This is a genomic window from Hyphomicrobium zavarzinii ATCC 27496 (assembly GCF_000383415.1).
Taxonomy (GTDB): domain Bacteria; phylum Pseudomonadota; class Alphaproteobacteria; order Rhizobiales; family Hyphomicrobiaceae; genus Hyphomicrobium_C; species Hyphomicrobium_C zavarzinii.
In genome coordinates, this window is sequence record NZ_KB911256.1 from 274,978 (window position 1) to 296,975 (window position 21,998).

General features: G+C 60.2%; 20 protein-coding genes and 2 tRNA genes. 11 read left to right on the forward strand and 11 right to left on the reverse strand.

What is annotated here, in order from left to right:
• Positions 1-17 precede the first annotated feature (17 nt).
• Entirely contained in the window at positions 18-317 is a 300-nt protein-coding gene (locus tag F812_RS0105365; protein ID WP_020084934.1) for a hypothetical protein, read from the reverse strand.
• A gap of 286 nt (positions 318-603) precedes the next feature.
• On the opposite strand from F812_RS0105365, the gene F812_RS0105370 reads away from it, so the two are divergent.
• The gene (locus F812_RS0105370) at positions 604-1,431 is read left to right on the forward strand and encodes a pentapeptide repeat-containing protein (RefSeq protein WP_020084935.1); all 828 of its coding nucleotides are present in this window, start codon (positions 604-606) and stop codon (positions 1,429-1,431) included.
• A 9-nt stretch (positions 1,432-1,440) separates the two neighbouring features.
• Here the strand turns inward: F812_RS0105370 and F812_RS0105375 are convergent, their stop codons facing one another.
• Both F812_RS0105375 and F812_RS0105380 read right to left on the reverse strand, forming a co-directional pair.
• Positions 1,441-2,034, reverse strand: a complete 594-nt coding sequence (locus F812_RS0105375) for a sensor histidine kinase (RefSeq protein WP_198011143.1) — start codon at positions 2,032-2,034, stop codon at positions 1,441-1,443.
• Positions 2,035-2,503: 469 nt separating this feature from the next.
• Positions 2,504-2,941, reverse strand: coding sequence for a DUF2852 domain-containing protein (locus F812_RS0105380; protein ID WP_020084936.1), 438 nt, complete (start codon positions 2,939-2,941; stop codon positions 2,504-2,506).
• Positions 2,942-3,238: 297 nt separating this feature from the next.
• On the opposite strand from F812_RS0105380, the gene F812_RS0105385 reads away from it, so the two are divergent.
• Positions 3,239-4,240, forward strand: coding sequence for a tetratricopeptide repeat protein (locus F812_RS0105385; protein ID WP_026867865.1), 1,002 nt, complete (start codon positions 3,239-3,241; stop codon positions 4,238-4,240).
• A 44-nt stretch (positions 4,241-4,284) separates the two neighbouring features.
• Here the strand turns inward: F812_RS0105385 and F812_RS22675 are convergent, their stop codons facing one another.
• Complete coding sequence (locus F812_RS22675) at positions 4,285-6,459, reverse strand: bifunctional diguanylate cyclase/phosphodiesterase (protein WP_156827272.1); 2,175 nt, start codon at positions 6,457-6,459, stop codon at positions 4,285-4,287.
• Between the two features lie 271 nt (positions 6,460-6,730).
• Between F812_RS22675 and F812_RS0105395 the strand changes: the two genes are divergently transcribed.
• From F812_RS0105395 to F812_RS0105405, 3 genes are all read left to right on the forward strand, one after another.
• Positions 6,731-7,309 carry a thioredoxin family protein gene (locus F812_RS0105395; RefSeq protein ID WP_020084938.1) on the forward strand — a complete coding sequence of 193 codons (579 nt, stop codon included), beginning with the start codon at positions 6,731-6,733 and terminating at the stop codon, positions 7,307-7,309.
• A 76-nt stretch (positions 7,310-7,385) separates the two neighbouring features.
• Positions 7,386-8,144, forward strand: coding sequence for a ceramidase domain-containing protein (locus F812_RS22680; protein ID WP_020084939.1), 759 nt, complete (start codon positions 7,386-7,388; stop codon positions 8,142-8,144).
• 52 nt (positions 8,145-8,196) lie between these two features.
• Positions 8,197-8,283 (forward strand) — tRNA-Leu (locus F812_RS0105405).
• Between the two features lie 893 nt (positions 8,284-9,176).
• On the opposite strand, the gene F812_RS0105415 is transcribed toward F812_RS0105405, so the two are convergent.
• The 4 genes from F812_RS0105415 to F812_RS26410 all read right to left on the reverse strand — a co-directional run bounded on the left by F812_RS0105415 (position 9,177) and on the right by F812_RS26410 (position 14,282).
• The gene (locus F812_RS0105415) at positions 9,177-11,333 is read right to left on the reverse strand and encodes a hypothetical protein (RefSeq protein ID WP_156827273.1); all 2,157 of its coding nucleotides are present in this window, start codon (positions 11,331-11,333) and stop codon (positions 9,177-9,179) included.
• 986 nt (positions 11,334-12,319) lie between these two features.
• On the reverse strand, positions 12,320-13,285 hold the full coding sequence (locus F812_RS25280) for a DUF4365 domain-containing protein (RefSeq protein ID WP_020084942.1): 966 nt from the start codon (positions 13,283-13,285) through the stop codon (positions 12,320-12,322).
• A 25-nt stretch (positions 13,286-13,310) separates the two neighbouring features.
• Positions 13,311-14,033, reverse strand: coding sequence for a hypothetical protein (locus F812_RS0105425; RefSeq protein WP_020084943.1), 723 nt, complete (start codon positions 14,031-14,033; stop codon positions 13,311-13,313).
• Between the two features lie 72 nt (positions 14,034-14,105).
• A complete protein-coding gene (locus F812_RS26410) occupies positions 14,106-14,282 on the reverse strand; it encodes a hypothetical protein (protein ID WP_156827275.1) in 177 nt (58 codons plus the stop codon).
• A gap of 194 nt (positions 14,283-14,476) precedes the next feature.
• On the opposite strand from F812_RS26410, the gene F812_RS22690 reads away from it, so the two are divergent.
• The 4 genes from F812_RS22690 to F812_RS0105445 all read left to right on the forward strand — a co-directional run bounded on the left by F812_RS22690 (position 14,477) and on the right by F812_RS0105445 (position 16,788).
• A complete protein-coding gene (locus tag F812_RS22690; protein WP_051113770.1) occupies positions 14,477-14,944 on the forward strand; it encodes a helix-turn-helix domain-containing protein in 468 nt (155 codons plus the stop codon).
• A 3-nt stretch (positions 14,945-14,947) separates the two neighbouring features.
• Positions 14,948-15,058, forward strand: a tRNA-OTHER gene (locus tag F812_RS26415).
• Between the two features lie 76 nt (positions 15,059-15,134).
• A complete protein-coding gene (locus F812_RS0105440; RefSeq protein ID WP_020084946.1) occupies positions 15,135-16,310 on the forward strand; it encodes a helix-turn-helix domain-containing protein in 1,176 nt (391 codons plus the stop codon).
• Positions 16,288-16,788, forward strand: coding sequence for a DUF4411 family protein (locus F812_RS0105445; protein WP_020084947.1), 501 nt, complete (start codon positions 16,288-16,290; stop codon positions 16,786-16,788). Before F812_RS0105440 ends, F812_RS0105445 begins: the two co-directional genes overlap by 23 nt.
• A gap of 150 nt (positions 16,789-16,938) precedes the next feature.
• On the opposite strand, the gene F812_RS0105450 is transcribed toward F812_RS0105445, so the two are convergent.
• Complete coding sequence (locus tag F812_RS0105450; protein ID WP_156827276.1) at positions 16,939-17,823, reverse strand: hypothetical protein; 885 nt, start codon at positions 17,821-17,823, stop codon at positions 16,939-16,941.
• Positions 17,824-18,165: 342 nt separating this feature from the next.
• The gene (locus tag F812_RS27265) at positions 18,166-18,567 is read right to left on the reverse strand and encodes a helix-turn-helix transcriptional regulator (RefSeq protein WP_083929086.1); all 402 of its coding nucleotides are present in this window, start codon (positions 18,565-18,567) and stop codon (positions 18,166-18,168) included.
• Between the two features lie 327 nt (positions 18,568-18,894).
• Between F812_RS27265 and F812_RS25985 the strand changes: the two genes are divergently transcribed.
• The gene (locus F812_RS25985; RefSeq protein ID WP_083929087.1) at positions 18,895-19,182 is read left to right on the forward strand and encodes a helix-turn-helix transcriptional regulator; all 288 of its coding nucleotides are present in this window, start codon (positions 18,895-18,897) and stop codon (positions 19,180-19,182) included.
• Between the two features lie 1,386 nt (positions 19,183-20,568).
• Positions 20,569-20,946, forward strand: coding sequence for a hypothetical protein (locus F812_RS0105460; protein WP_020084950.1), 378 nt, complete (start codon positions 20,569-20,571; stop codon positions 20,944-20,946).
• A gap of 102 nt (positions 20,947-21,048) precedes the next feature.
• Here the strand turns inward: F812_RS0105460 and F812_RS0105465 are convergent, their stop codons facing one another.
• Positions 21,049-21,993, reverse strand: coding sequence for a zinc metalloprotease HtpX (locus tag F812_RS0105465; RefSeq protein ID WP_020084951.1), 945 nt, complete (start codon positions 21,991-21,993; stop codon positions 21,049-21,051).
• Between the last annotated feature and the right edge of the window lie 5 nt (positions 21,994-21,998).

Genomic DNA, 21,998 nt, shown 5'->3' on the forward strand with positions numbered 1-21,998 from the left:
GCCGGCGGGCCGCGAAACTATCCCGCCACCAGGGTCAGGATGTCGTTCGGCTCTTCGTTGGCAATGCTGAGGGGCTGGAGTGAGAGCAGCGACTTGATCTGCTGGGCTTGCTGCAATGCGGCCTCGAAGCTGAGATTGAGCTGCACCAGACTGGCGATGCCCGTGCCGCCTGCTTCTTCCGGATTGCGCCCGGCGATCTCGGGATTGCGTGCCGTAAGATCGAGATCGGCCTGCGCGGGCGGAGCCGGACGCTGAGACGGAAGACCATTGCGCAGCGTGGACGCTGCCGCTGAGCTCCCTATGGGTAAGTTGATCATCCGTTCTCCAATGGATCGCGTCTGTTGAGAGGCCGGCAGCCAGATATTCGGCAAGACACGTTGCCACGCGGCAGATCGTGCCGTGCAGGAATTAATCGGAAGCTTGCGCGATCGTTAGAGTTTTATCGTTCTGCCGCTTTTTTTGATTTGGAGCGCCGCGGCGGCGCCTGATCCGCGCTTGGCACGCCGCCGTAACCCAAAGGAGACTTGCGGTCTGGGTCAGCGTTGGGAATCATTTACCAATGACGTGCCGCGGCTGGCGGGTTGCGGCGGAGAACTCGGGATCATGGCGGCTGTTGTCCGTTACTCGCAGGGTTTGGTGTTCGCCTTGGCGCTTGCCACGGCCGCGTCGGCGGCTGACGAGAACGTGTCGCCCGATGCGGACTTTACGGCGCGTGAGATCACCCAGCAGCTTTTCAAGGCCAAGCCGGGAGAGCGCGTCGACTACGCCGGCCGCGACCTCACCTACCTCGATCTCTCCGGCCTCGACTTCAAGCAGGCGCGGCTCTCGCGCTCCGATCTCTATGGAGTGGATTTCACAGGGTCCGATCTCAAGGGCGCGGACATGTCCTACGCAAGGCTCGATCGCGCGGTTCTCATTCGCGCCGACATGTCGGGCGCCAATCTGCGCGGCTCCACCATCTTCCGCCCCACTGTCTATTCCGACATGCAGAACAGCCCGGCGGACGCGCCGCGTTTCGCGGGCGCAAACCTCTCCGGCGTCCGCGTGCAGGCCGATCTATCGGGCGCGGATTTTCGCGGCGCGGATCTCACCTATGCCGACCTGAGCCCGCTCGAGGATCGCCCCGGCCAGGGCACCCTCGTCACACTCGCACGCAATGTCCTCAAGTCCTGTGATTTCTCCGGCGCCACCTTGCGGCACGCTAACCTGACGCGCTCGGTGCTGATGTTCTCGAGCCTCGTCGGCGCGGACCTGACGGGCGCTCTGCTGGTGGAGGCGGATCTCTCGAAGGTGGATTTTTCGGGCGCCAATCTCTCGGGTGCCGACGTGACGGGCGCGGATTTCGATAGCGCCAACCTTGCGGGCGTCAAAGGGCTCGACACCGTGAAAGGTCTCGACCGCGCGATCAATCTGGACAAGGCATTCCGCTGAGCGCGGCGGTTAGGACGCGGCCTTGAGCGCAGTCTCGTTGGCCTGGGTGAGCGGGAGCTTCAGCGTGAAGCGCGCGCCCCCGTCTGGAGAGGCCGATATGGTGATGTCGCCGCCTTGCGCGCGTACCATCTGGCGCGCAGCGACAAGCTCCGCAGAGCGGCTGGCTCTCTGCGATGGCGGCGTCTCGATATAGTAGCGCGCTTCGAACACGCTCTCGCGGCAGGCGCGCGGAATACCCGGGCCGTTATCGTCGACCACGACCACGAGCGCTGTCGTGCCGTGATCCAGCCTCACCGTCGTGCGTGATCCGCTCATCAGGGCCTGTGTGACGAGAATGTCGATGGCACGCTGCAACGCCCTCGCATCGGCGAGCGCGAAGGCAGGGCCGCAGCCTTTTGCGGCTTGAAGCGTCAGGCGGCTGTCCTTGTGTTGAGCGACAGTCTCCGAAACCAGCGCCCAGACATCCACCGTATCGAGACGTTCGAGGCTCGGCAGGTCACGCGCGAGCAGCACGGCATCGCCCAGCATGCGGACCATATCGCCGATGTCGGCAAGCTCTTCGGCGGAAGGGCGGTTCTCGTCCTCGTCCGCCACCAGCCTCATCGGACGTCGCGAGGCAAACGGGCTGATCTTCTGGCCGCGAGGCCAAGACCAAAAGACGAGAAGGCAGAGAGCGCTCGCGGCAAGTGCGACGCTCAACGTCCAAAGGCCGGCCGTTGCCGTGGCGGGGGAGGAAATGATTGGGGGGAAACCGCCGATGGTCGCGGCCAGCGCGACAAACGAGGTCCCCACACACGCAGCGATGCAGCCAGCGATCCCGCGGCGCTCAAGCATCGAACAATCTCCAGACTGGCAGCACGCCGGTCGAGGTTCAATACTTAGTCCCAGCATGATGATAAAGCGTTACACTCGATACGATATTTGCTGTGTTTCGAATGACTTGTTGCTTTATCTCCGGTTAAGCCGTGTGCCAGGTCCCGCATTGGGTCCGATATGGAAAAGGCCGGCCCCGAGGGAGCCGGCCTTTCGGTGTGCGTGGAGCGCGTGCAGCCGCGCTCGATCTGCGCTGCGGTCAGACCTGAGGCGAAGGAGCCTCGCCGCCCGCCCCCGGGGGAGGCGTAGGACGGGTCTTCCGCTCGGCCATGAACTGATCGAACTCCGAGCGATCCTTGGCGAGGCGAAGCCGCTCGAGAAAGTCGCGGAACTCGCGCTGCTCGTCCTCCAGGCGCTTCAGGGTCTGCTCCCGGTATTCGTCAAAAGCGCGGTTGCCCGACGGAGAGAAGCCTCCGCGGAACCCATCGCCGCGCCTGTCCCACTTCTCCGCAAAGCGCTGCTGCCAGCGGTCACGGTCCCAAGCTCTGCAACCCCATCCTCGTCCCATGCGTCCACTCCAGAGTAGGAAAGCCAGGACCGCAAGTCCCAGCGGCCAAAAGACAATAAAACTCAGGACCATGAGCGCGAGCCACGCCGGCCGGCCCAGGTCGTCGAGCTTCAGAACCATGTCGTGCATTGCACTCGGACCTCATGTGAATGTTTATCACATTAACATATGTGGAGGAGAACGCCGTCGCCGTCAAGAGGCGAAGCATGAGCGATCGCACACCGCGGTGGCGCCGCTCGTGTCTCGCACATGCATGTGGTCCTGCGCGTGAGCCGCGCCAAGTGTGGCTGGGCCTGAAATCGTGCGCGATGTTCCGATGGGAACAGCAATCCCTATTCGCCGCCGTCACAGTCGCCGCTTCGACCGGAGATGTCTCAACCCGGGGGTGGCGGGCTCGGCTCGATCCCTCGTGAAAGGGAGAAGACCATGCTGCGATCGTTTCATCTTCAGCGTCTGACGGGCGCGGCGGGTATGATGCTGGTCTTCGGCGCGCTCGCATCGCCAAGCCTCGCCGGCATGACGCAGGACCTCGCCGATTGCACGGCCTCCGACCGCAAGACCAGCGCGGACGCTTGCACGCGGGTCATGAACAGCGGACGCCTTCCGCGCGAGCAGGTCTATATAGGCCACTACAATCGCGGCTGGTCGTACTTCAACGCAGGCGACTATGACCGAGCGCTGGCGGACTTCGACAAGTCGATCGCCAGCAAGCCCGATTATGCCGACACCTACTACAGCCGTGCCGTAGCTCAGCATGAGCGGGGCGATCGCGAGCGATCTCTCGCCGACCTTGACGAGTATCTGCGCCGCAAGGGCGAGGTGGCCGAAGCCTACATCAACCGCGCACGCCTGTTCCGTCGCCGCGGCGAGTTTCAAGCCGCGTTTTCCGAGCTCCAGCGGGCCGGCGCTCTCGATCCGGGCGATCGCAAGGTCGAGATGCTGCGCGCGCTCGTTCTTTCGGATCTGGGCGAGCAAGGCCCGGCGCGCGCGGAAGCCGAGAAAGCCGTCTCGGGGCTGCCCAAGGAGGCCGGCGCCTACTACGCGCGCGCCCTCGTGGCGTTCCGCGACAACGCGATTGCCGCTGCCTCCGCCGATGTCGAGCAGGCTCTGTCCCTCAAGGACAACTTTCCCGCGGCCCACACCCTGAAGGGGCGCATCAAGGAGCAGCAAGGCGAAAAGGATGCTGCCGTCGCGAGCTTCAGGCGTGCCCTGGAGCTTCCCTCGAAATCGCTCGATGCGCGCTCCGCGCAGGACGAGGCTCGCCAGCGCTTGGCCGTGTTGACCGGCTCGTCGCAGCCTCCGCCAAACGAGACGCCGGACAAGATAGCCGCATCGAGCCCGCCTCCCCCCGCGGAGGCGAAAAAATCCGACTGCCGCCGCTTCATCGCCTCGACGAGATCGACGGTCGCGATCGATTGCCCGAAATAGGCTGATGGATTACCGGCTCGCGGGAGACGGCAAGAGCGCGTGATCTACGCCACGGCCGCGCTGGTCTCTCCGCCCGTGCGGCCTTTCCGGCCGCCGAAAATCTCCACGAGACGCAGAGCGGAAAGCGGTGGCGAGAGCAGATAGCCCTGCAGATGGTTGCAGCCGATGCGCGTCAGAAACTCCTGCTGATCGCGCGTCTCGACGCCTTCGGCTGTCACCGGCACGCCCACGGCATGGGCCATCGTCACGATCGCCTGCACGATCGAATAGGATTGCGAGGATTCGCCCAGGTGACGCACGAAGGACCGGTCGATCTTGACCCTGTCGACCTCGAGCTTCATCAGGTAGCTCAGCGAGGAATTACCCGTGCCGAAGTCGTCGAGCGCCACCCTGATGCCGGCGGCCCGCAGGATCTTGAGCGCGCGCGCCGAACTTTCCGATCCGTCGAGCAGCGTGCTCTCGGTGATCTCGATCTCGAGCCGGCTCGGCGCCATTCCGGTCTCGGACAGAATGTGAAGCACGCGCTCGGCGAAATCCGGTTGGCGTAGCTGCACCGAAGAGATGTTCACGGCCACCGTTTCCACGCTCCAGGCGCTCGCGGCTTTGCAGGCCTGACGCAGAACCCAGTCGCCGAGCTTGTCGATCAGGCCGCATTCCTCGGCGAGTGCCACGAACACGACAGGGGAGACGGAACCGAGGCGGGGGTGATGCCACCGCACGAGGGCTTCCACGCCCGAGATACCGAGACGTTCGGCCGAGTAGAGCGGCTGATACACGACCTCGAGCTCGTTTTCGTTCTCGATAGCCCGGCGCAGCTCGGCTTCGAGTGTCCGGCGCTTCTGCGCGCTTTCTCCCATTTCCTCGGTGAAGAACTGATAGCGCCGCCGGCCGTTCTTCTTGGCTTGATACAGCGCGATGTCCGCTTTGCGCGCGAGCTCGCTGCGGTCCACGCCCACATCCGGTGCGATCGCGACACCGATGCTGATGCCCACCGTCGCCTGGCCGCCGAGTACTTCGAACGGCTTCGAGACCGCGGCGACGATGTCCATGCAAAGCGCATCGATTTCCCTTCGGTCCTGGATGTTGCGCATGACGATGGCGAACTCGTCGCCGCCCATGCGCGCGAGCGCGTCTCCCGGTCTCAGGGTCGCGCTGAGATGAGCGGCCAGCTCGCGGATCAGCGCGTCTCCGGCTGCGTGACCGAGCGTGTCGTTGACTTGCTTGAACCGGTCCAGATCGAGGAACATGAGCGCGATCTGCTCACGGCCTCCCTTCACTTCGATAAGCGCCTCTTCCAGCCGGTCATTGAAGAACGCCCGGTTTGGAAGGCCGGTTAGCGTATCGTGAGACGCCAAGTGGCGGGCCTGCGCCTCGCTTGTCATGAGTTCCGTGTAAGTCCGTCTGAGGCTGCGGACGAGCAGGGACACCGCAATCCCGATCACGAACAGGCCCGCGGCGAGCACGGGGAGCACTTCCGACAGGATCCTGGCGCCGGGCAGCTTCGGCATCCACACCACGTTGCCGATTACGGCCCCTGATTTGCTCTTCAGCGGATAGGCCTGCTCCTCGTCGCTCAAGTCGTTGGTGCGCGAAAACCGGACGCCTTCCAGCAGGTAGGCGTCAGCCATGTCGGACAGGAAGCTGCGGTCGAGAAAGCGCACGCTCACGATCAGGCTCTCGCTGCCGCGTTCTTGCGAGACCTCTTTCGAATGGGGCATGAGCGGCATCACGCTGACGGCCGCGGGGCGCCCTTCGATGAAGCCGAGATCCTCGGTGCGGGGAATGTTGACCTTGCCGCCCTCGCGCTTCTCGGAAGAGCCGGCCTCGATCTTGCCCCGCACTTCCGTGGCGAGAGCGCCGACGAGGTTGTTGGGCCGGTCGGTGGTGAGGGCGACCTGCTTGCCATCCGCCATGGCGTAGAGCACGCGATCCTGCGCGTTGAGAATGTAGACGCGGTCATGCTTGAAGTAGTCGTACATCCACACGCCGAGATTGACGTCCACCCATTTGACGTCGAACGCCTTGCGCACATTGAGGACGGCGTCGTCCCAGTACGCCACGCTTTCCTGATCGAACGGGATTTTCTGCAGGCCGAGCGTGATGGCGTCCGAGACGGTCTGGAATTGGCGGTCCCGGGTCACCTGATCGCTGCGCGCGGCAGACCAGAGCACCACCCCGATCACCAGAACGGCGGTAAAGAACACCGTGAGCATGCTCATGCCCGCGAGCGTGCGCAACGGACGATCGGACCGCGGCTCGCGCAAGGTTGGGCGACGCCGCAAGTATTTGACGAAGTTTGCGGAGTCCACTGAGCGGACACTCCTGCCAAAAACGCGAATTCTGGCCCGAAGTGTAGCGGCCGTTGTTTAAGACATTCGGGACTTTCCTGGTTAATCCGGCGTCAAGGGGCGGGTTCAAATTCGAACGATCCGTCTTGCGCAGCCCGCAAAGAAGCGGGAAAAGATCCGGCACCAAAAAGGAGCGAGCACGATGTCGAAACCAGTCCGCAGTCCCGGCCGCCGGCTGGCGTCCGCATGGCCCACCGCTGGCTTTGCGCTCGCGCTTGCCCTTGTGCTCGCAACGGCCATTGCGCTGCCCCACGCGTCCGCCCGCCAGCCCGCCATGGCCGAGCTGTGGAACGGCGCTGAGATCGACTGGAAGGAGGTGGGGCCGGGCATCCGTGAATCGAGCCGCACCGGCAAGCCGGTCGTCATGCTCTTCCACGCCTCCTGGTGCACCTCGTGCAAACGCTACCGCAAGGTCTGGCACGACGCAGGCGTCGTCGCAGCCTCCCGCAGTTTCGTGATGATCCTCGTCGACGTCGACAAGGACCCGGACGCCAACGGCGCCTTCTCCCCTGACGGGACATACGTTCCCCGGACGATCTTCTACACTGCCGAAGGCGATGTCATGCCGGATGTCCGCGGCAAGGACCCAGAGTATCCCCACACCATCGATCTCGACGATCCCGCCGAGCTGAGAACCCTGATGCAGAAAGCGGCGGCCGGCGCCGCCCCCGCAGGGCCCGAGCCGTCGCCCGACCGCCGCGCCGAGAACGATGCCCGATAGGCATCCGCTCGCTGGCGCAGAGATGGCTCCAACACCCTGATCCGGCACTGAGCGCTTCGAGGCAACCTTCCGCCCCATGAACCTCTACGAAAAGATTTTCATCTACTGCGAGCGTGGGCAGGACCCCTCCTTCTGGGCGGAGCCGCTGAATGCCGTGAGCAACGCGGCTTTCCTCATCGCGGCCCTCGTCGCGGCACGTGAGTATCTGGCGGCGCCCAGAGACCGGCGCGGCGTGGGGCCCGCGCTGCTCGTGGCGCTGACCTTCGTAATCGGCATCGGCAGCTTTCTCTTCCACACCTATGCAACCCGATGGGCGTCCCTGGCCGACATGATCCCGATCGCGGTCTTCATGCTCGCCTATTTCGCGTTCCTCATGCGCCGCTTCCTTGGGTTCCCCTGGGTTCTGGTGCTCGCCGGACTTGCCGGCTTCTACGCGGCGATCAGGTATGCGGGCACGCTCGATTGCCACTATGGCGCGCTGTTGCCGGTCACGGCGCGGGCAGGCGCGCGCTGTCTCAACGGAACCGCGGCCTACGCTCCAGCCTTCATCGCGCTCGCGGCCTCGGCGCTCCTGCTCGCTGTCCTTCGTCATCCGGCATGGCGGCTTCTGAGTGTCGCCGCCGTCGTTTTCCTGGCGTCCATGACCTTCCGGACGCTGGATCTAGAGCTGTGTGAGCTGACGAGCCTCGGTGGCCATCTCCGGGGCACGCATTTCATGTGGCACACCCTCAATGCGGTGACGCTCTATCTGTTGCTGCGCGCCGCAATCCTTTATGGCTCGGCCCGCGAGGCCGGGGTGGCGGGCACGAGGGGAAGCGGAGCGACGCGGCCTTGAGGTCTCGGGCACGCCAGCGCATAAAGGCCCAGCCGAGGCGCCCGGCAAATTCGCGGACGTGGTGGAACCGGTAGACACACAGGACTTAAAATCCTGAGATGGCAACGTCGTGTGGGTTCGAGTCCCACCGTCCGCACCAATAATATCAATATGTTGTAATGTTTACATCGTTCAAAAATGAACGATGTTTTTAAGATTAGCGACCAATTAGCGACCACTTTGGAGGAAATTAGCGACCATTTGCTGCGCCGCAACATGACTGTTGCCATGTCCTGAGAGCAGGCGAAACAAGTTGAAGGCGGCGATCGTGGAGCCTTCGGGCCGACGCGATGCGGCACATGTCCGACGTATCGTCGTGGTTGATCACGTCCACAACGCCGACAACACGCTGATGCCGGCGGCTGCATAGGATTCGATAGCCGCAGCTTTTCCTATCTCGGGCTGTCGGCTCCATTGGCGTCACCGAGAACGACGTGGTGGTCTTTGCGGGTGATTTCCTCAATGCGGGATTGGATGTCTCGCGGAGACGCATTACTTCGCGGGAGCCTCCAAATCCGTCCGCGAGAGCATCGAGAAGCGAGCAACCCGGACAGAGATCTGTTTCCTTTCCGAATAAATTGGATCGAGAGGCTCATCCAGACCTCCCACGAAAACCCCGCAGTGACCTCGACGTGAGCGCCTGCTCCGGGCGTTAAGGTCGTCGACGTTTCGTGCCATCGTAGCGAAGCCGAGGAAGCAGTCATCTTCGCTCGCCGGTCAGACGATCAAGGATCGATGCGAATACATGGCTTCTCGACGGCGGAAAGCGGACATCGGCTCAGTGCTAGGCCTCCCCCGAAAAGTGGAGTCTGCGCTCCGAAAAATGGGCGTGGGAGCCAGACGTGTAGGTCGGTCGCTTCTTTGGCGGCGACCGCTCGCCGCTGCCGGGCGCTTAGAAGCGTCTTGCCAGCGCACGACTGTTGTCAACCGTGTCATAAATTTTACCGTTGAAAGGGCTTTGTGCCTTCAACGCAGGCGCATAAACGGACACTCCTATGGTTCGCCCAAACTGTCGCTAACACCCAGCTTATCGGCAAAGCTCTTGTTGCGGCGCACGGCTCTGGCATGGATCGAGGAGAGCTTTATGATTTCGATCTGCCCAGTGGCGATCTGCACTTCCTGCTTTCCATCCTCGTAGGACATGATAGCGAGATCACTTCGGCGCACCCAATCGCCATGGACGTTGCGTCGATAGTCGCCGCCAATGTCGATCGGGCTGAAATTCTCGCCGATCAAATAACAGTAGAACCTCTCGATCGGCAGGACTGAAAAATTTGCGATCAGATTGCAGTATTTCGGGAGCTGGTTGAGGTAGTCGGACAGATCGACATCCGGCTCCTTCAGCTCGATCAGAACGCACTGAGATTCTTCGGCGAACAGGAAGATGTCCGGCCGCCGTCTCGGCTTGATGCCGTATTTGTCCAGGACCGCCTGCGTGATCGGCCGGAGCAGCTTCTTTCCGGCCGCATCGGTGATCTGGCTGATCGCGAGTTCCGAGCACCCCTCGAAATGCACGAACTCTTCATTGAGCACCCATAGGTCGTTGGGGCCCGCACCTGTGCTTGTTTTGCGCTTGAACAGAAGATCGTGTATCAGACCTTCCCTATCCTTGCGCTGCTTCTTGCCGGACTTGCTCTTCTTAGCAGGCGTGCTCGTCACAAGTTTTTCGTCGAGGATCAGCCGGAGAACCTTGGTCACCATCTGGCGCCGGATCACGTAGCGGCTCAGCTCTTCCTTGTTCGACTGAGGGATTTCCTGTAGCAGCTCCTCGCTCAGGCGTTCAAGATCCTCATGGTAGTTGTCGGCCGTCGGGTCGAGGCTCGTTAAGCCGTCGTAGAGCTTCTTGATCTTCAGGTTGCGGCGCGCCAGGGATTCCGCCTGCTTGCGGTAAAGCTTTTCGGTGATCTGCTGCTCGGAGTCGGAGAGATCGATCTTGGTAGAGCGCACGACGTCAGCGCTGATCCCGTGCGCCTTTGCGATCGCCTCGACGTCCTTTTCCTGAGTTTTCTTGAGTTCGAACACCTCGTGGTAGATGCCCGGGATTACGCCCTCGATGGCGTCTTTGATCGAGTCAAAGAACAAAAACGAGCGGGCGGGATCGAAGAACAGATCATCCCGCGCCGCCTTCTCGACATCCCGTTGGGAGGGAAACAGGAACTTATCGACCGAGTGGCTGACATTATCCTGCTTGTCGAATACGTCTCCGTAGAAAGCCGTCATAAAGCGATGCCCATCGACGGTCTCTGTCTTTTTGATCGCGTCGAACCGGAGCCGGCTGACAGCCACGTTCTTGCTGCACAGCACGACGCCATTCTCAACCAGCTCATCCTCCGGCAACTTGAAATGCGCCCAGTGCAGGACCTCGTCGGTGCCGGGCACCGGCACCCACTCCAGGTCGTCCGCCTTGGGATCGCGAAGTTTTACGTGAGGAACTTTGATCTGCGCACCCTTGAGCGGATCGGGAATGTCGCCGGGTGCAAGCATCGTGGTATCGATGCATTTCCCCTTCTTGTAGAACTCGATCTTGATGGAAGGTGCCGCTTTCGAATTCTTCTCTTTTTCCAAGTGAAGGCGCAGCAGGAAGTGGCTTTTGATGGCGTTGCGCAGCTCTGCCATCGTCAGCGTGTCGAAGTATGATTTTTCTTTGTCGGTGTGTGCGAACCCACTCATCGCCACGACGGAGCCGAGAGGCGCCGTCGCATCGGCGATCTCATTGGTCGGCGTGGAGATATGCGCGGCTTTACTGAAATCGAAATGACGTTTGAAAGTCTTGCCGTCGAGCCTGTAGTGACTGGTGACTTCAATATGATCGGCAAAGTGCAGATATTGAACGCGGCCGGAGCCGCGATTGTTGTAACCCTTGCTCCGATCAAGAAATGTTTCAAACCGATCAAAATTGTCGGCATCAAAGCCGATGCCATTATCGCCGATTTCGATGCGCTCCAGATCTTTGGTCTCGTCCAGGAGTCCTCCGAAATAGAGCTTCACCGTGATCAGGCCGGGCACAACCGTCGCAGAAACCTTCTGGCGCTCAGAGATCGCTTCGAGCGCATTAGTGATGGACTCGAACACCGGCGCGAGCGGCAGGCTGGACTTCGGGATTGAGTCCATCAAGCCCCTGACGTCGATGCGTGCCGTCGTACCCTTCATGCCTGTCGTGTCCATTCGTCTAAATTTCTTCGTTTATGTTCGGCGAACTGTAGACCAGCCAGGCGCCGACGAAGTGGGCAATCGCCTGGTGGCTATGTTCATCAACAAGCCACCTGCTGTGGTCAAGTCGTCCGCATGGTCGCTCCCATCCCGCAACCGCCGTCAATCCATGACCAGATCGGCTTTATGGCTGGGTGCGTCAGCCTCCAGCCTTTTCAGTCATACGGCGAAGCACCGGTTCCACTAGCCGATTGGCACGATGATTGAAGCGGCGTAGGTCCGCATTCCGATGACAGCCGCTAGGCCGAGGAATTCCGGCGGCCCGAGCGCCGCCGATCCGGAGTAACCGACCCATCTTAGCCTTCGGTGCGCACCCCTAGCCTCGTCTCGACCTTTGCGCGGCACGTCTGAACCCGGCACGGGCATGTCGTAGCTAGTGTACCCAACTGGTATTCCAAAGCATGACTTGTCTGAACTTGGCGCGCTAGTCCGTACAGCGTGAGTAGCCACAATTCTGGACTGCTGGCACGACCAAGTTGCCTGCAACACGGGACATCGTCTCGGGGAACGGGCGTGGCTTCCGACAACGTTGGGCGATGTCCGTTCATGGGACCGAGCGCCTAGCCGCGTTGATCCGATAAACGGCCGTTCAGCTCACGGCGCTACGGGCCATGAGCGACTATAGGAGCTGTCGACCCTTTGCACTTCCTCACCAGGCAGCTTGCCGGTCTTGCGCACCGGCTCAGGCTTGCCCCAGCCGTGTTTGACCAGGAGCCGCGCCCACCGCTCGTCTTCTTGTGGGCTTGAAGCAGGCCGACCATGATCAATGCGTCGAGAGCGTTCTTGCCCTCGCCGATCACGTTTTCGATTGTTTCCTTGACTGCCTTGGGGAGTCCGTCGCCGTCCGGCAGGATAGCGCGGATGCAGGAAACTTGCACTGCTTATGCCTCAGCATAACACAGCTCATTGCGCGACCAACATATGGCTCAACCGTCTCGGTCTCTTTCCCGCTCGGCCATCTCAGCTTGCCAGTCCAATTCAAGGGCTTCGCGGAAAGACTCCTCGAACGTCGGCTCCTCGTAGGGGATCTCGCGCTCCTCAATCTCCGGCGGACCCTCTCGCAGAATTTTCTCGACGGCGAGCCACCCGAGCACCTCGGGCCTTACCGTCACCGCCAAAATATGGTCCTCGCAGTCATCGTACCTGATGACATCTTCGTCGTAGTCCCAGTCCAGGAACCAATAGCGTTCCTGCATGACGTCGTGAACCGTGTAGGAACCGCCGCCATATGATTCCCAGCAGACGATTTTCTCTTTCCCGCTCTTATCCCGGTAGCTCGCCTTTAAGTCGGTCACGCCGATTTCCGGGTCATCGTCCAGCCTCCATTCGAACTTCACGTCGTGCTTGCTTACCGCCTCAATGACGTCGAGATCGAACTTCAGATGCTCCCGGCGTGTTTCCTCTTCGGTAGGCTCCCTCTTGCTCTTGAAGACTGCCGCCGCCCTCTCGTCCAAGACGTTCCCCTTGGGAACCTCAATCGACCAGCCTTTTTCGGTCACCTCGCAAAACGAGACATCGATTTTCTGCCAGAGCGTAATGTCAGGCTCGGGGTCATGGAAAATCAGGAATACTGGAAGTGGGTGGTTTAGCCAGTATTCCAGGTGCCGCTTCTCGCCGCGATAGACGAAGTTCTCGCCGCGCTTCCGCAAGTGCGAAGGACCAGACTTTATCTGCAGCGCGATCAGCCTACCGGTCGCTCTCCCGCCCTCTTTCACCTCGACCTGAGCATCGATGCCGAAATCAGATTCGTGCTGCTCGCGGAAAATCCATCCCAGCTTTTTGCTGAAGATGAGTCCAACGGCGTGGACGCCGGTCCTACTGGTCGAATCAGTTGAGCGCGCCATGCCAAAGAAAAAGCCCCCGAAGGGGCTGAGCGCAAGGACAGTCCTCAAATTTCAATACCACGCCCTACGCCGGTCACTCCTCCTTCATCTGTTCCTGCAACCAACCAGCCAACTCCTCCGGCTTGCCCGTAAACCAGACTGGCGGCTTCGCCTTCTCCCGCTCCCACGTCTTTTTCTTCTTTTTTCCGCTCCAAGCCGGTGCGTTCTTCAGCTCGTTGAACAGATCAAGCGGCTTGTGAGCCTTATGAAAAACGTTCGGCCGCAGCTGGGTCTCGTCCAGATGGTAGACCAGTTCATCCAGCAGGCCGGCGTGGTGCTTTATTTCCATTGCCAGCATTCGCGTGTCAGCCAAAGTATAGCCCCGCCTCTTTTTTGCTCTCCGTCGCGGGTCGGCGCGAGACGGCGAGATCACCGTCTTCATTTTCACCGGGTCGTCCGGCCGGCTGACCAACCGAGTGATCGGCGCGTGGTGCGCAAGAACGTTCCGCGCCTTTGACAACGTCCTGAGGTTACCAGCCATCGATACCCAGAAGCCGAGCTCGGGCCTGTCTTCCAACTCCTCCTGCATCAACTCATCGATGAAATCCAACTTCGCCGCAAAGCTCACCACGCCAGCAAAGATGATATCCGCCTTGTGATCTGGCGTGTTCAACACCCAAGACAGAACCGACACGAGGGCCCGCTCCAGCTCGCACCACGAGTGAATGCAGTCGCCCACCTCTCGCCGAAGAGCGTCGTGCTCATTCGGGACATCGTCGTCGTCATCCATCTCGAAATTGTCGTCGTACTCAGCCATCGCCACCTCCGAAGCTCAGCGTTCCACACTGAAAAAGCCCCCGAAGGGGCCTTTTTCGGGGCGATGACTACTTCACCTGAGCTTCTCCGCCCCCGTCGGTCCCGAGGTCGGGCTGACGATGACCTTTTGGTAGCCGACGATGGTGGCGATAGAGGTCGAGGCCGGGATCGCGCCAAGCTTGGTCAGTCGCCCGCCGTCGGTGCGGGCGACGCGGCTCAATATGCAGTGTGCGGAATATAGCCCTGTCAACCCCCCGCGAAATCCCCAGTCCTCCATGCGCCGACATCGGGCCGCTGTGGAAATGGGCGCCGACGAACAGGATCGCAAGCGGAAGCCAAGCGTTTGCTCCCCCCCCTCAAGACCTGGTCGCTAGTGTCCAGCTATACACGACAGCATCGAATCGACTACCTTCCGCCCGTCTTCAATCTTCTTCGTTGGCGCCCATGCCCATTACTGCCCAACATCGGCCCACCCAGGCCCTGAACCGCGCCAAATGGAAGCCCGAATTGCTCCGCGCCGGCTGGGTCCTGTTCCCGAACGTGCTCATCGAAAAACAGCAGGAACTCGGGCTCGATCCGATCGATCTGAATATCGTCCTCCACCTGGCTGCGCATTGGTGGGTGCCCGAGGTTCTGCCGCGCCCGTCGAAGGTGAGGATGGCCACAGCCATGAAGCTGAGCGAGCGCACCCTTCAGCGCCGCCTAGCCCGGCTCGACAAGCGCGGTCTCGTTCGCCGCATCGTGCGCGGCACGTCCTCGAACTCAAAGACGAATTCTTACGATCTATCGGGGCTCATCGCGGCCGCCACGCCCCTTGCCGAGGACATGGCGCTCGAGCGTGCGCAAAAAAGGCTCCCGTTGCCGAAGCCCCGGAAGCCCAAAAAAGGAAAACCACCAAGCTGGATGGTCTGAAATCGCGACGTAGCTTAAACGGATAGAGCACCCGTTTTCTACGTATGGTCATAGGTCTAGCAGCCGGACCATACGGGCGGGGGGATGCGGGTTCAAGTCCCGTCGTCGTTACCAATTCAAAGTTTTAATGATTTCAATAAACCCTATCGACCATTACATCTGTTGCAGAAGCCAGACGGAGTTTTGCCCGGTGGCCGACGTACCGGTGAAAGGCGCGGTTCTTAAATGGGCGCGGGACGAGCGTAGTCTCACGCTGACCGCCGCTGCGGAGCTGTTGACTGTCGACGAAGAGTACCTTGCCAAACTCGAAGGCGACGAGCTGAAGCCGAACGTCGGCCTGCTGCGCGAGATGGCCCAGAAGTACGAGATCGGGTTCTCGTCGCTTCTCATGCCCGCGCCTTTGCCGCCGACCACGAAGCTTGATGTTGAGGACTTCCGCACCATCCGCTCGAACAAGACTGCGTGGACGTCGTCCCTCCTGGCGCTTATCGACAACGTCAACATCGCCATCGAGGGCTTGAACGACCTCAAGGCCGAGGCGCCGGACCTGTTCTCGGACGTTCGCTTGCCCAGACACACGCTCAATGACAATCCCGAGAAGATTGCCGCCAGCGAGCGCGCCCGCCTGAGGGTGTCTGTCGACGACCAGATGGGCTGGGATACTGAGTACACCGCCTTCAAGGCGTGGCGAGCGGTGGTCGAGGCCGAGGGCGCGTTCGTCTATGTCATGCGTGCGGGTAAGGAAGCTCAATGGCGGGGGATGTCGATCTTCGACAAGCGCGCCATCCCGGTCATCGTCATCAATGGCGCCGAAGATGTGGTCGAGCCGCGAATTTTCTCCCTCTGGCACGAGTACTGCCATCTCTTGCTGCGGAACACGGCCATCAGCGACGAGAACCGCAAGCACAACGTCGAGCGGTTCTGTAACCAATTCTCCGCCTTCTTCCTGATGCCACGCGAGAGGTTTGTGTCGCTCGCCGCTCCTCGCCGCCCGGTCCCGGGTCAAGACTGGACCGACGAGAACATCCGATGGCTGGCCCGCCGCTTCAAGACCAGCATGAGCTCTGTGGCGATCCACCTGGAGGAGGTCGGTCTCGCCCGCGCCGGGCTTTACGACCGCAAGCTCATCGAATGGCAAAAACGGGAGAAGAAGGAAAGCCAGGCCGTCGCCACGCACCAGGCCAAGATTGCAAACAAGCTCGGCGTCCGCCACGTCGACACCGTCCTCCACGCGCTCGATGCCGGCGTCATCGACCCGCTGGATGCCAACGAGCTGCTTTTCGATACCAAGCCCAAATATTTTGAATCGCTCCGCAAGGAGATAGAAGAACGAAAACTACTTTATGGCCGAGACCGAGGGGAATGACAGCAAGTACGTTGTCGACGCTTCGGCTTGGATATCCATCGAGGGGCATCCGGGCCAGAACCTGATTCTGTTCTGTATCGGCAAGCTCATCGAGCAAGGCCGCATCACCTGCCCGCCGGAAGCTTGGGGTGAAGTTCTAAAGTGTCCCTGGGTCCATGCGTGGCTCGACCAGTACCGCGACCGGATCGTTGCAGCACCCCGTTCCGTCGACTACCTGATGACGGTCGGCGAGGTCACCCACCAGTTTCCCGGCATGGCCTCTGCTCGCGGGCGCAAGGAGAAAGCCGACCAGTACGTCGTCGGCGTCGCCCTCTTCCTCAACAGGACATCGAACCCGACCCGGCACATCGTGGTCGCCGGCGAATCCTTGGCCAAGCGGCCGAACCGAAAGATCCCGCGCGCCTGTCAGCACTTCGGCGTCGAGTGTTGTGGCTTGATGGAGATGCTAACCCGCGAGTTTCCCAACGAGAAGTGGTGAAGACCGGCGGCGTCGTGGCCCCAGAGCTCGTCCTCGGCCAGGGCATCAGTGATCCGAAACCGGCCTTCGGCGCGACCGCTTTACGGGTAAATAGGGACGTTCAGCCTCCCAATGACCCGGGCGCCGTTTGGACTTGTGCGGTTGGCAAGCCTAGGGCGGCGGTGGTGTTGTCGCCTTCAACTCATCAGGAATTTGCATATCCTGTCCCAAGGCGGGCTGCATCTCGTGCGCGATCTTGATGATCTGGGCTGATTGCTCTAGGGCCTCGGCATCCGCGGCTTTTCCTTCAAGCATGTCGCTCACGGCCTTGAGAAGGTTTTGCTCCAACAAATCGAGGAGGTAGTAGTGGCCTGATGCGCTGTACTTCTCAATGTAGTCTTTGAAGTTTGGCAGCGCGACCTTTAGCAAGTCATCCGTATGCATTGTGTTGATCATCTCGGGCTTGCCCACTCCCGCCGCCAGCATCTTAAGTTGAGCCACTGCGAGGTACATGACCGCCTGATAGGCAGAAAAGGCCGCCCACACGACGGGCGTCAAAAACGGACGCTCTGCCTCCACGGAGATAGACTCCAGCTTGCCACCGCCGAGAGCCATCTTGTCGAGCATCTCAAAGAAAGTTTTTGTCTTCTCGTCCGTCGCCGAAGCCTTGGCGGCTTCCTCAAAACGAATACTGGCCAAGAACGCAGCGGCCAACTTGAACACGTCGAGCTTTGCCTTTGCGGCCCAGAGCCTCTCGACGGCCACCAGCCGACGAGCATCGAGCGCGGTCTGCCTGCTAGAGCGGAGAGCAAGGGCAACATCGACCAGAGAGTTGATCCGCTGCTCTTTGGCCCGCAGTTCACCTCTGAAGGTTTCCTCAGCCCTGGCGAGATCCGATCTCAGGCGCTCTATTCGCGCGTCAAAGCGGTGTTGAATGGAGCCCGCCACGAACTTTCCGATTGCATCGCGAACTATAGGTACCGTGAAAGATACAACGACGATAACGGCTGGCGCGATCAGTGGCCAAAGCCAGTAGAACCACTCCGTCAGTGTCATTGGGGCCATCCTCAGGAAGCGAATCGCCGCGAGGATACGATATTTGGAACCGACCACAGAGTTAGGCTGTCCTCCATCGGCCATCCGCGGCTTTCGGGACGCGCAGAATGTAGGCTGCACCTCCAGCTGCGGACATGAACTGCGTCGGCGGGGACTGCCCTCATGCCCGAGTGGTTGATGTCCGCTATTGTGAAGGGTTTCGGAGGACGGCCCTGAGGGACGCGGCCGGGTGCACTCGGGCCGTCGTCGGAAAGCCTTCACAATAGCAGACGTGGTCGGCGACGGCCTTATCCCCGCCGACCATGGGGCAGGTGACTTCCGCTCCTGGGACATCGAACCATTTCACACCCCATACTCCGATGTCGACGAGAAGCGCCGTGCTAACCACGCGCGAATGTCCGCAGGATGATACAAGACACGCGAGCGGAGACCTGATCCCAACTTGATGAATCGTGGTCCTGACCCGCGCACACGAAATCCCTCGAGCGTTCGTGGCGACAGCCTCAAGTATCGCGCGGCCTCACACGTGGTGAGAAGCTGCTCACCTTGAGCGGGACCATCGCTTGAAGCCTTTGTGTCCGCTCTCCAAGTCGAAGATGCGGTGGTATTCCGGGGCGGCGCCGTAGGGCTAGGCCCGCAAACTATCGACCGAGGCTCATGTGGGCCGCTTCGGCTCGTCGACGTTGGGTTGGTAGATGACTTCGTGGAGCGTTGCGCTGTTGGCGGCTTGGTTTGATATGTCATGCATCTATTGTCGCAAGGAGCCGTGCATCTCCAAACAACAATTTCCTAGCTACTCTTTAGGATCACTTAGCTACTCTTTACCCCACCAGTGGCGATGACCCGCGCTGGCTGACGCAATCTTCGGCGAGTTTCGAGCAACGCGGCCACGGACCATCAATTCTGCACGGTCGCATTAAGCGATCCAAACCTCACAAAATCGTGATGTCCGCTTAGATCCCCCTAGCTACTCCTAGTTTCGCCTTGTCCCGCGGGTTCAAAAAATGACCTTGAGTAATAGCCAAGGCTGATCAAATAACGTGCTGGTGACTGGCGCAACCACGAGGCAGCATGAAACGAGACAGCGATTTTGAGTTCGTATTTTTGACCACCGAAGAAGCAGCGGAGCTCCTCAGATTGTCGCGGAGAACATTGGAGGCGAAGCGCCGAAATGGGAAAGGCCCGCCATTCACGAGAATGGGCGATGATCAAAACTCAAAGGTCGTTTATCGGCTTGATAGTCTCCTAGACTGGTCGGCACGTATGACGCATGTGAAGGTCGTTCCAAAACCACGACGCCACGCCGACGATCTTGGCGACCAAGATGACTGGATAGGTGCCTTCTTAGCTTATAACTAAAGCGCCCCGTGCCAACCTGAATAGGCGATTAAGGCGTGAGGGGGTGGCTCGATACCCACCTCCCCGCCAAGCAGTGCAACCCTCTCACGCAGGAGGCCACGTTAACAGTAAGCAGACCCGCGACTAACTTCGTAGGCGAGCGTGTCTCATTGAACCGCAAGATGCCGCAACTGTTACGCAATCCTATGTTCACATACGCTTGATAGAGGTTCGATCCTTCTCGACCGCACCAAACTTGCGCGTAGAGGAGCGTCGGCTTTCGTAGAGGGGCGTAGAGCGCTCAGGGGTTCGAATCCCCTCGTCTCTGCCATCGTAGGGCCGCGTAGAGCAACGTAGCATTCAGGGGTTCGAGTCCCCTACGGGGCGCTGTGTTGAAACGCGCACATTAGCGTAGAGGGTAGTATGAATGCCAGGTTCGAATCCAGCCCCCTCCACCTGCTACAAGCATATAACTAACTGAAAATATTATATTTTATTGAGAAAGCGAAGGCGCGGCGCACCAAATGGCGGGCCGAAGACGATGAAACGGAGAACTACCTTTACGCTATAGCCCTCTAAAATTGAGGCGAGAGCGAATGGCCGCAATGGGGTAGGGAGCGGACTGGCAGCTTTCGGATGGCAAACTGAAGAAGCAGCCATCCTAACCGGATGCTTTTGCAAATTTCACTTCAACACCTTACGGATGCTGCGGCGCTATACGATCGTCATAGGCGACGCCCGCGCATCGCCGACGGTTGTCAAATCGGCCGTTAGTTCGCGACCGAGATAGCTAGTGTTGGCGGCAGGTTGCCCCAAGACATAAGGTTATACCAATGCGAACGGCCGCAAGCCGAATCTGTCGGCGATGGCGAGTTGAAGATCGCCGCCGATTGTAGGGCTTTCATCGTTCGCTATACGGTCTTGAATCACAAAGCGCGGCGCGCGTGAAATAGGGCGGCCCGGTACAGCCTCACCGTTAAAGGCGTTCGTGATTTCTTCCCGAAGCGCTGCGCCATCGTTCCCTAGGTATACGAAGTCATGAGTGTGCAAATTCTGGTGAGCCTCTAGCCCGACCTCGTAGACATTCTGAACGAGTTAGGGGCGAAAATGGACAATCTCCAACTGCTGCGTCCTGTGACAATAGCCGAACACGGCCACTTCAAAGATCGATTGTTGCGCCCCTATCGGTCTGTAGTCCTCGAACGTCACTTTCAGATATGCCAAAATCTGGCGGGGGATGTCCTCGATTGAGGGAATATAGGACGTTGCCGATATGAGGTTCGAGAGTAGCGGCGCAAGCCCAAGATAGCGTTTTGTCCCATAAGCGTACTGCCCGCGAAGCAGTAACCGAGCGTGTGAACGAAATAGGCTTCGCTGAAAGATCCGTTCGGTCCCGGCCGACGGCAGATGATCGGAAGCGACAAGATTTTCACGGCATCGGCAATAAGCAGATTGCCGTCCACACTGGACACTCTGCTATCGGCAGCCGCCCATAGCGATGGGTTTCCCTCGACCTCATCGTTGCGCCAAATGGGTATAGCGGTCATGGCCCTACCTTCCGCCCCGGTTAAGCAAACAGCAAAGCTGACGGGCCGCGACTGGCAAAGCAAAATCTACGGTCGAACGATCGAAATCGGGTCGTTTGCTACCGTCGCTGATCTTCAGGATTATCTGGTGAGAGCGCAGAATTGGCGGTTCTCAGCACCACTTAGTGCGAATGCGGTGATCAGCGGCAAGAGAGGGCAATCGGCGGTGTTTGGCGGAGGGAGAGAACTCATCCTCTAACTCTCTGATAAGCCATGGCGAATCGCCCACAACTCCCGCCCATTTCCAGGCATTTCCTCGTATGCGCAGATTTACCCGAGTGCAACGAAAGACAGGTGATTTCTACCAATAGACTCCGTGTCGACGGAATTTGGGCGGCAAGAACGAGGGTAGCCGTGGTTTATAAGACATGCCCGTGATTGTCGGATACTGCGGTGTTGCCAGGGCGGTGAGTTCACGCAGCCTGGCGATCCGGCTTTCTGTGCTTGGATGCGTTCGCAAGAGGGACGGCTCGGGAATGCGTCGGCCGGGGAGAAAAATTTCCTCCCAGAACCTTCCGACACGGCGTTCGAGTTTGCTCAGCGCTCTCATGAGACCCTCCGGGTCGCCGGTCAGCTCCGCCGCCGCGCGATCTGCGTCATACTCGCGGGTGCGCGACAGGCCGAGCTGCACGAGCGCCATCAAGGTGGGCGCGAAGATGAGAAGCGCCACGATATGCCACGGAACATAGACCGCGCCCGCGAAAATAAGAGGTAGGTTGAGGAGCAGCAGAAATTGTCCAAGCCAACTCGCGAGGGAAACCAACCGTGACATCATATCTGCCAATCCCATGATCCAAAGGTCGCGGTTCGCGATGTGGCCAACTTCGTGAGCCAGGACGCCGACGAGTTCGCGACCGTCGAGGAGTTGAAGGAGTCCATCGGTGACGCAGATTGTACTGTCTTCCGGACGGCCCATCGCGAAGGCGTTCGGCAACGGGCTCGATACGCGAAAGAGCTTCGGCGCGCGCGGCAAATCGGCACGTCGCGCAAGTTCCGCTATTCCTGCGACAAGGCCGGGCGCATCACGTCTCGTTATGCGCTGTGCCTGATATGCGGACAGCAAGAAGTCCTGCGGCAGATTGGGCGCAAAAATCAGACCTGCAACCATTCCGAAGGCAAGTAGCAGCCCCACCTCCGCGCCGACGACCGCTGTCATGGACACCCAGGCGATCATCGCCATAAGGCCAAGCAAGAGGGCGGATTGGACGAGATTGATAAATCGATGCCTCGTCGAGACAGCGGGCATTTCCG

Excerpts from the sequence above, each read along its gene's own strand:
- F812_RS0105365 (WP_020084934.1), bottom strand. The coding sequence starts at position 317 with ATGATCAACTTACCCATAGGGAGCTCAGCGGCAGCGTCCACGCTGCGC.
- F812_RS0105370 (WP_020084935.1), top strand. The coding sequence starts at position 604 with ATGGCGGCTGTTGTCCGTTACTCGCAGGGTTTGGTGTTCGCCTTGGCG.
- F812_RS0105375 (WP_198011143.1), bottom strand. The coding sequence starts at position 2,034 with ATGAGGCTGGTGGCGGACGAGGACGAGAACCGCCCTTCCGCCGAAGAG.
- F812_RS0105380 (WP_020084936.1), bottom strand. The coding sequence starts at position 2,941 with ATGCACGACATGGTTCTGAAGCTCGACGACCTGGGCCGGCCGGCGTGG.
- F812_RS0105385 (WP_026867865.1), top strand. The coding sequence starts at position 3,239 with ATGCTGCGATCGTTTCATCTTCAGCGTCTGACGGGCGCGGCGGGTATG.
- F812_RS22675 (WP_156827272.1), bottom strand. The coding sequence starts at position 6,459 with ATGAGCATGCTCACGGTGTTCTTTACCGCCGTTCTGGTGATCGGGGTG.
- F812_RS0105395 (WP_020084938.1), top strand. The coding sequence starts at position 6,731 with ATGTCGAAACCAGTCCGCAGTCCCGGCCGCCGGCTGGCGTCCGCATGG.
- F812_RS22680 (WP_020084939.1), top strand. The coding sequence starts at position 7,386 with ATGAACCTCTACGAAAAGATTTTCATCTACTGCGAGCGTGGGCAGGAC.
- F812_RS0105415 (WP_156827273.1), bottom strand. The coding sequence starts at position 11,333 with ATGAAGGGTACGACGGCACGCATCGACGTCAGGGGCTTGATGGACTCA.
- F812_RS0105425 (WP_020084943.1), bottom strand. The coding sequence starts at position 14,033 with ATGGCTGAGTACGACGACAATTTCGAGATGGATGACGACGACGATGTC.
- F812_RS22690 (WP_051113770.1), top strand. The coding sequence starts at position 14,477 with ATGCCCATTACTGCCCAACATCGGCCCACCCAGGCCCTGAACCGCGCC.
- F812_RS0105445 (WP_020084947.1), top strand. The coding sequence starts at position 16,288 with ATGGCCGAGACCGAGGGGAATGACAGCAAGTACGTTGTCGACGCTTCG.
- F812_RS0105450 (WP_156827276.1), bottom strand. The coding sequence starts at position 17,823 with ATGACACTGACGGAGTGGTTCTACTGGCTTTGGCCACTGATCGCGCCA.
- F812_RS27265 (WP_083929086.1), bottom strand. The coding sequence starts at position 18,567 with ATGACATATCAAACCAAGCCGCCAACAGCGCAACGCTCCACGAAGTCA.
- F812_RS25985 (WP_083929087.1), top strand. The coding sequence starts at position 18,895 with ATGAAACGAGACAGCGATTTTGAGTTCGTATTTTTGACCACCGAAGAA.
- F812_RS0105460 (WP_020084950.1), top strand. The coding sequence starts at position 20,569 with ATGATCGGAAGCGACAAGATTTTCACGGCATCGGCAATAAGCAGATTG.
- F812_RS0105465 (WP_020084951.1), bottom strand. The coding sequence starts at position 21,993 with ATGCCCGCTGTCTCGACGAGGCATCGATTTATCAATCTCGTCCAATCC.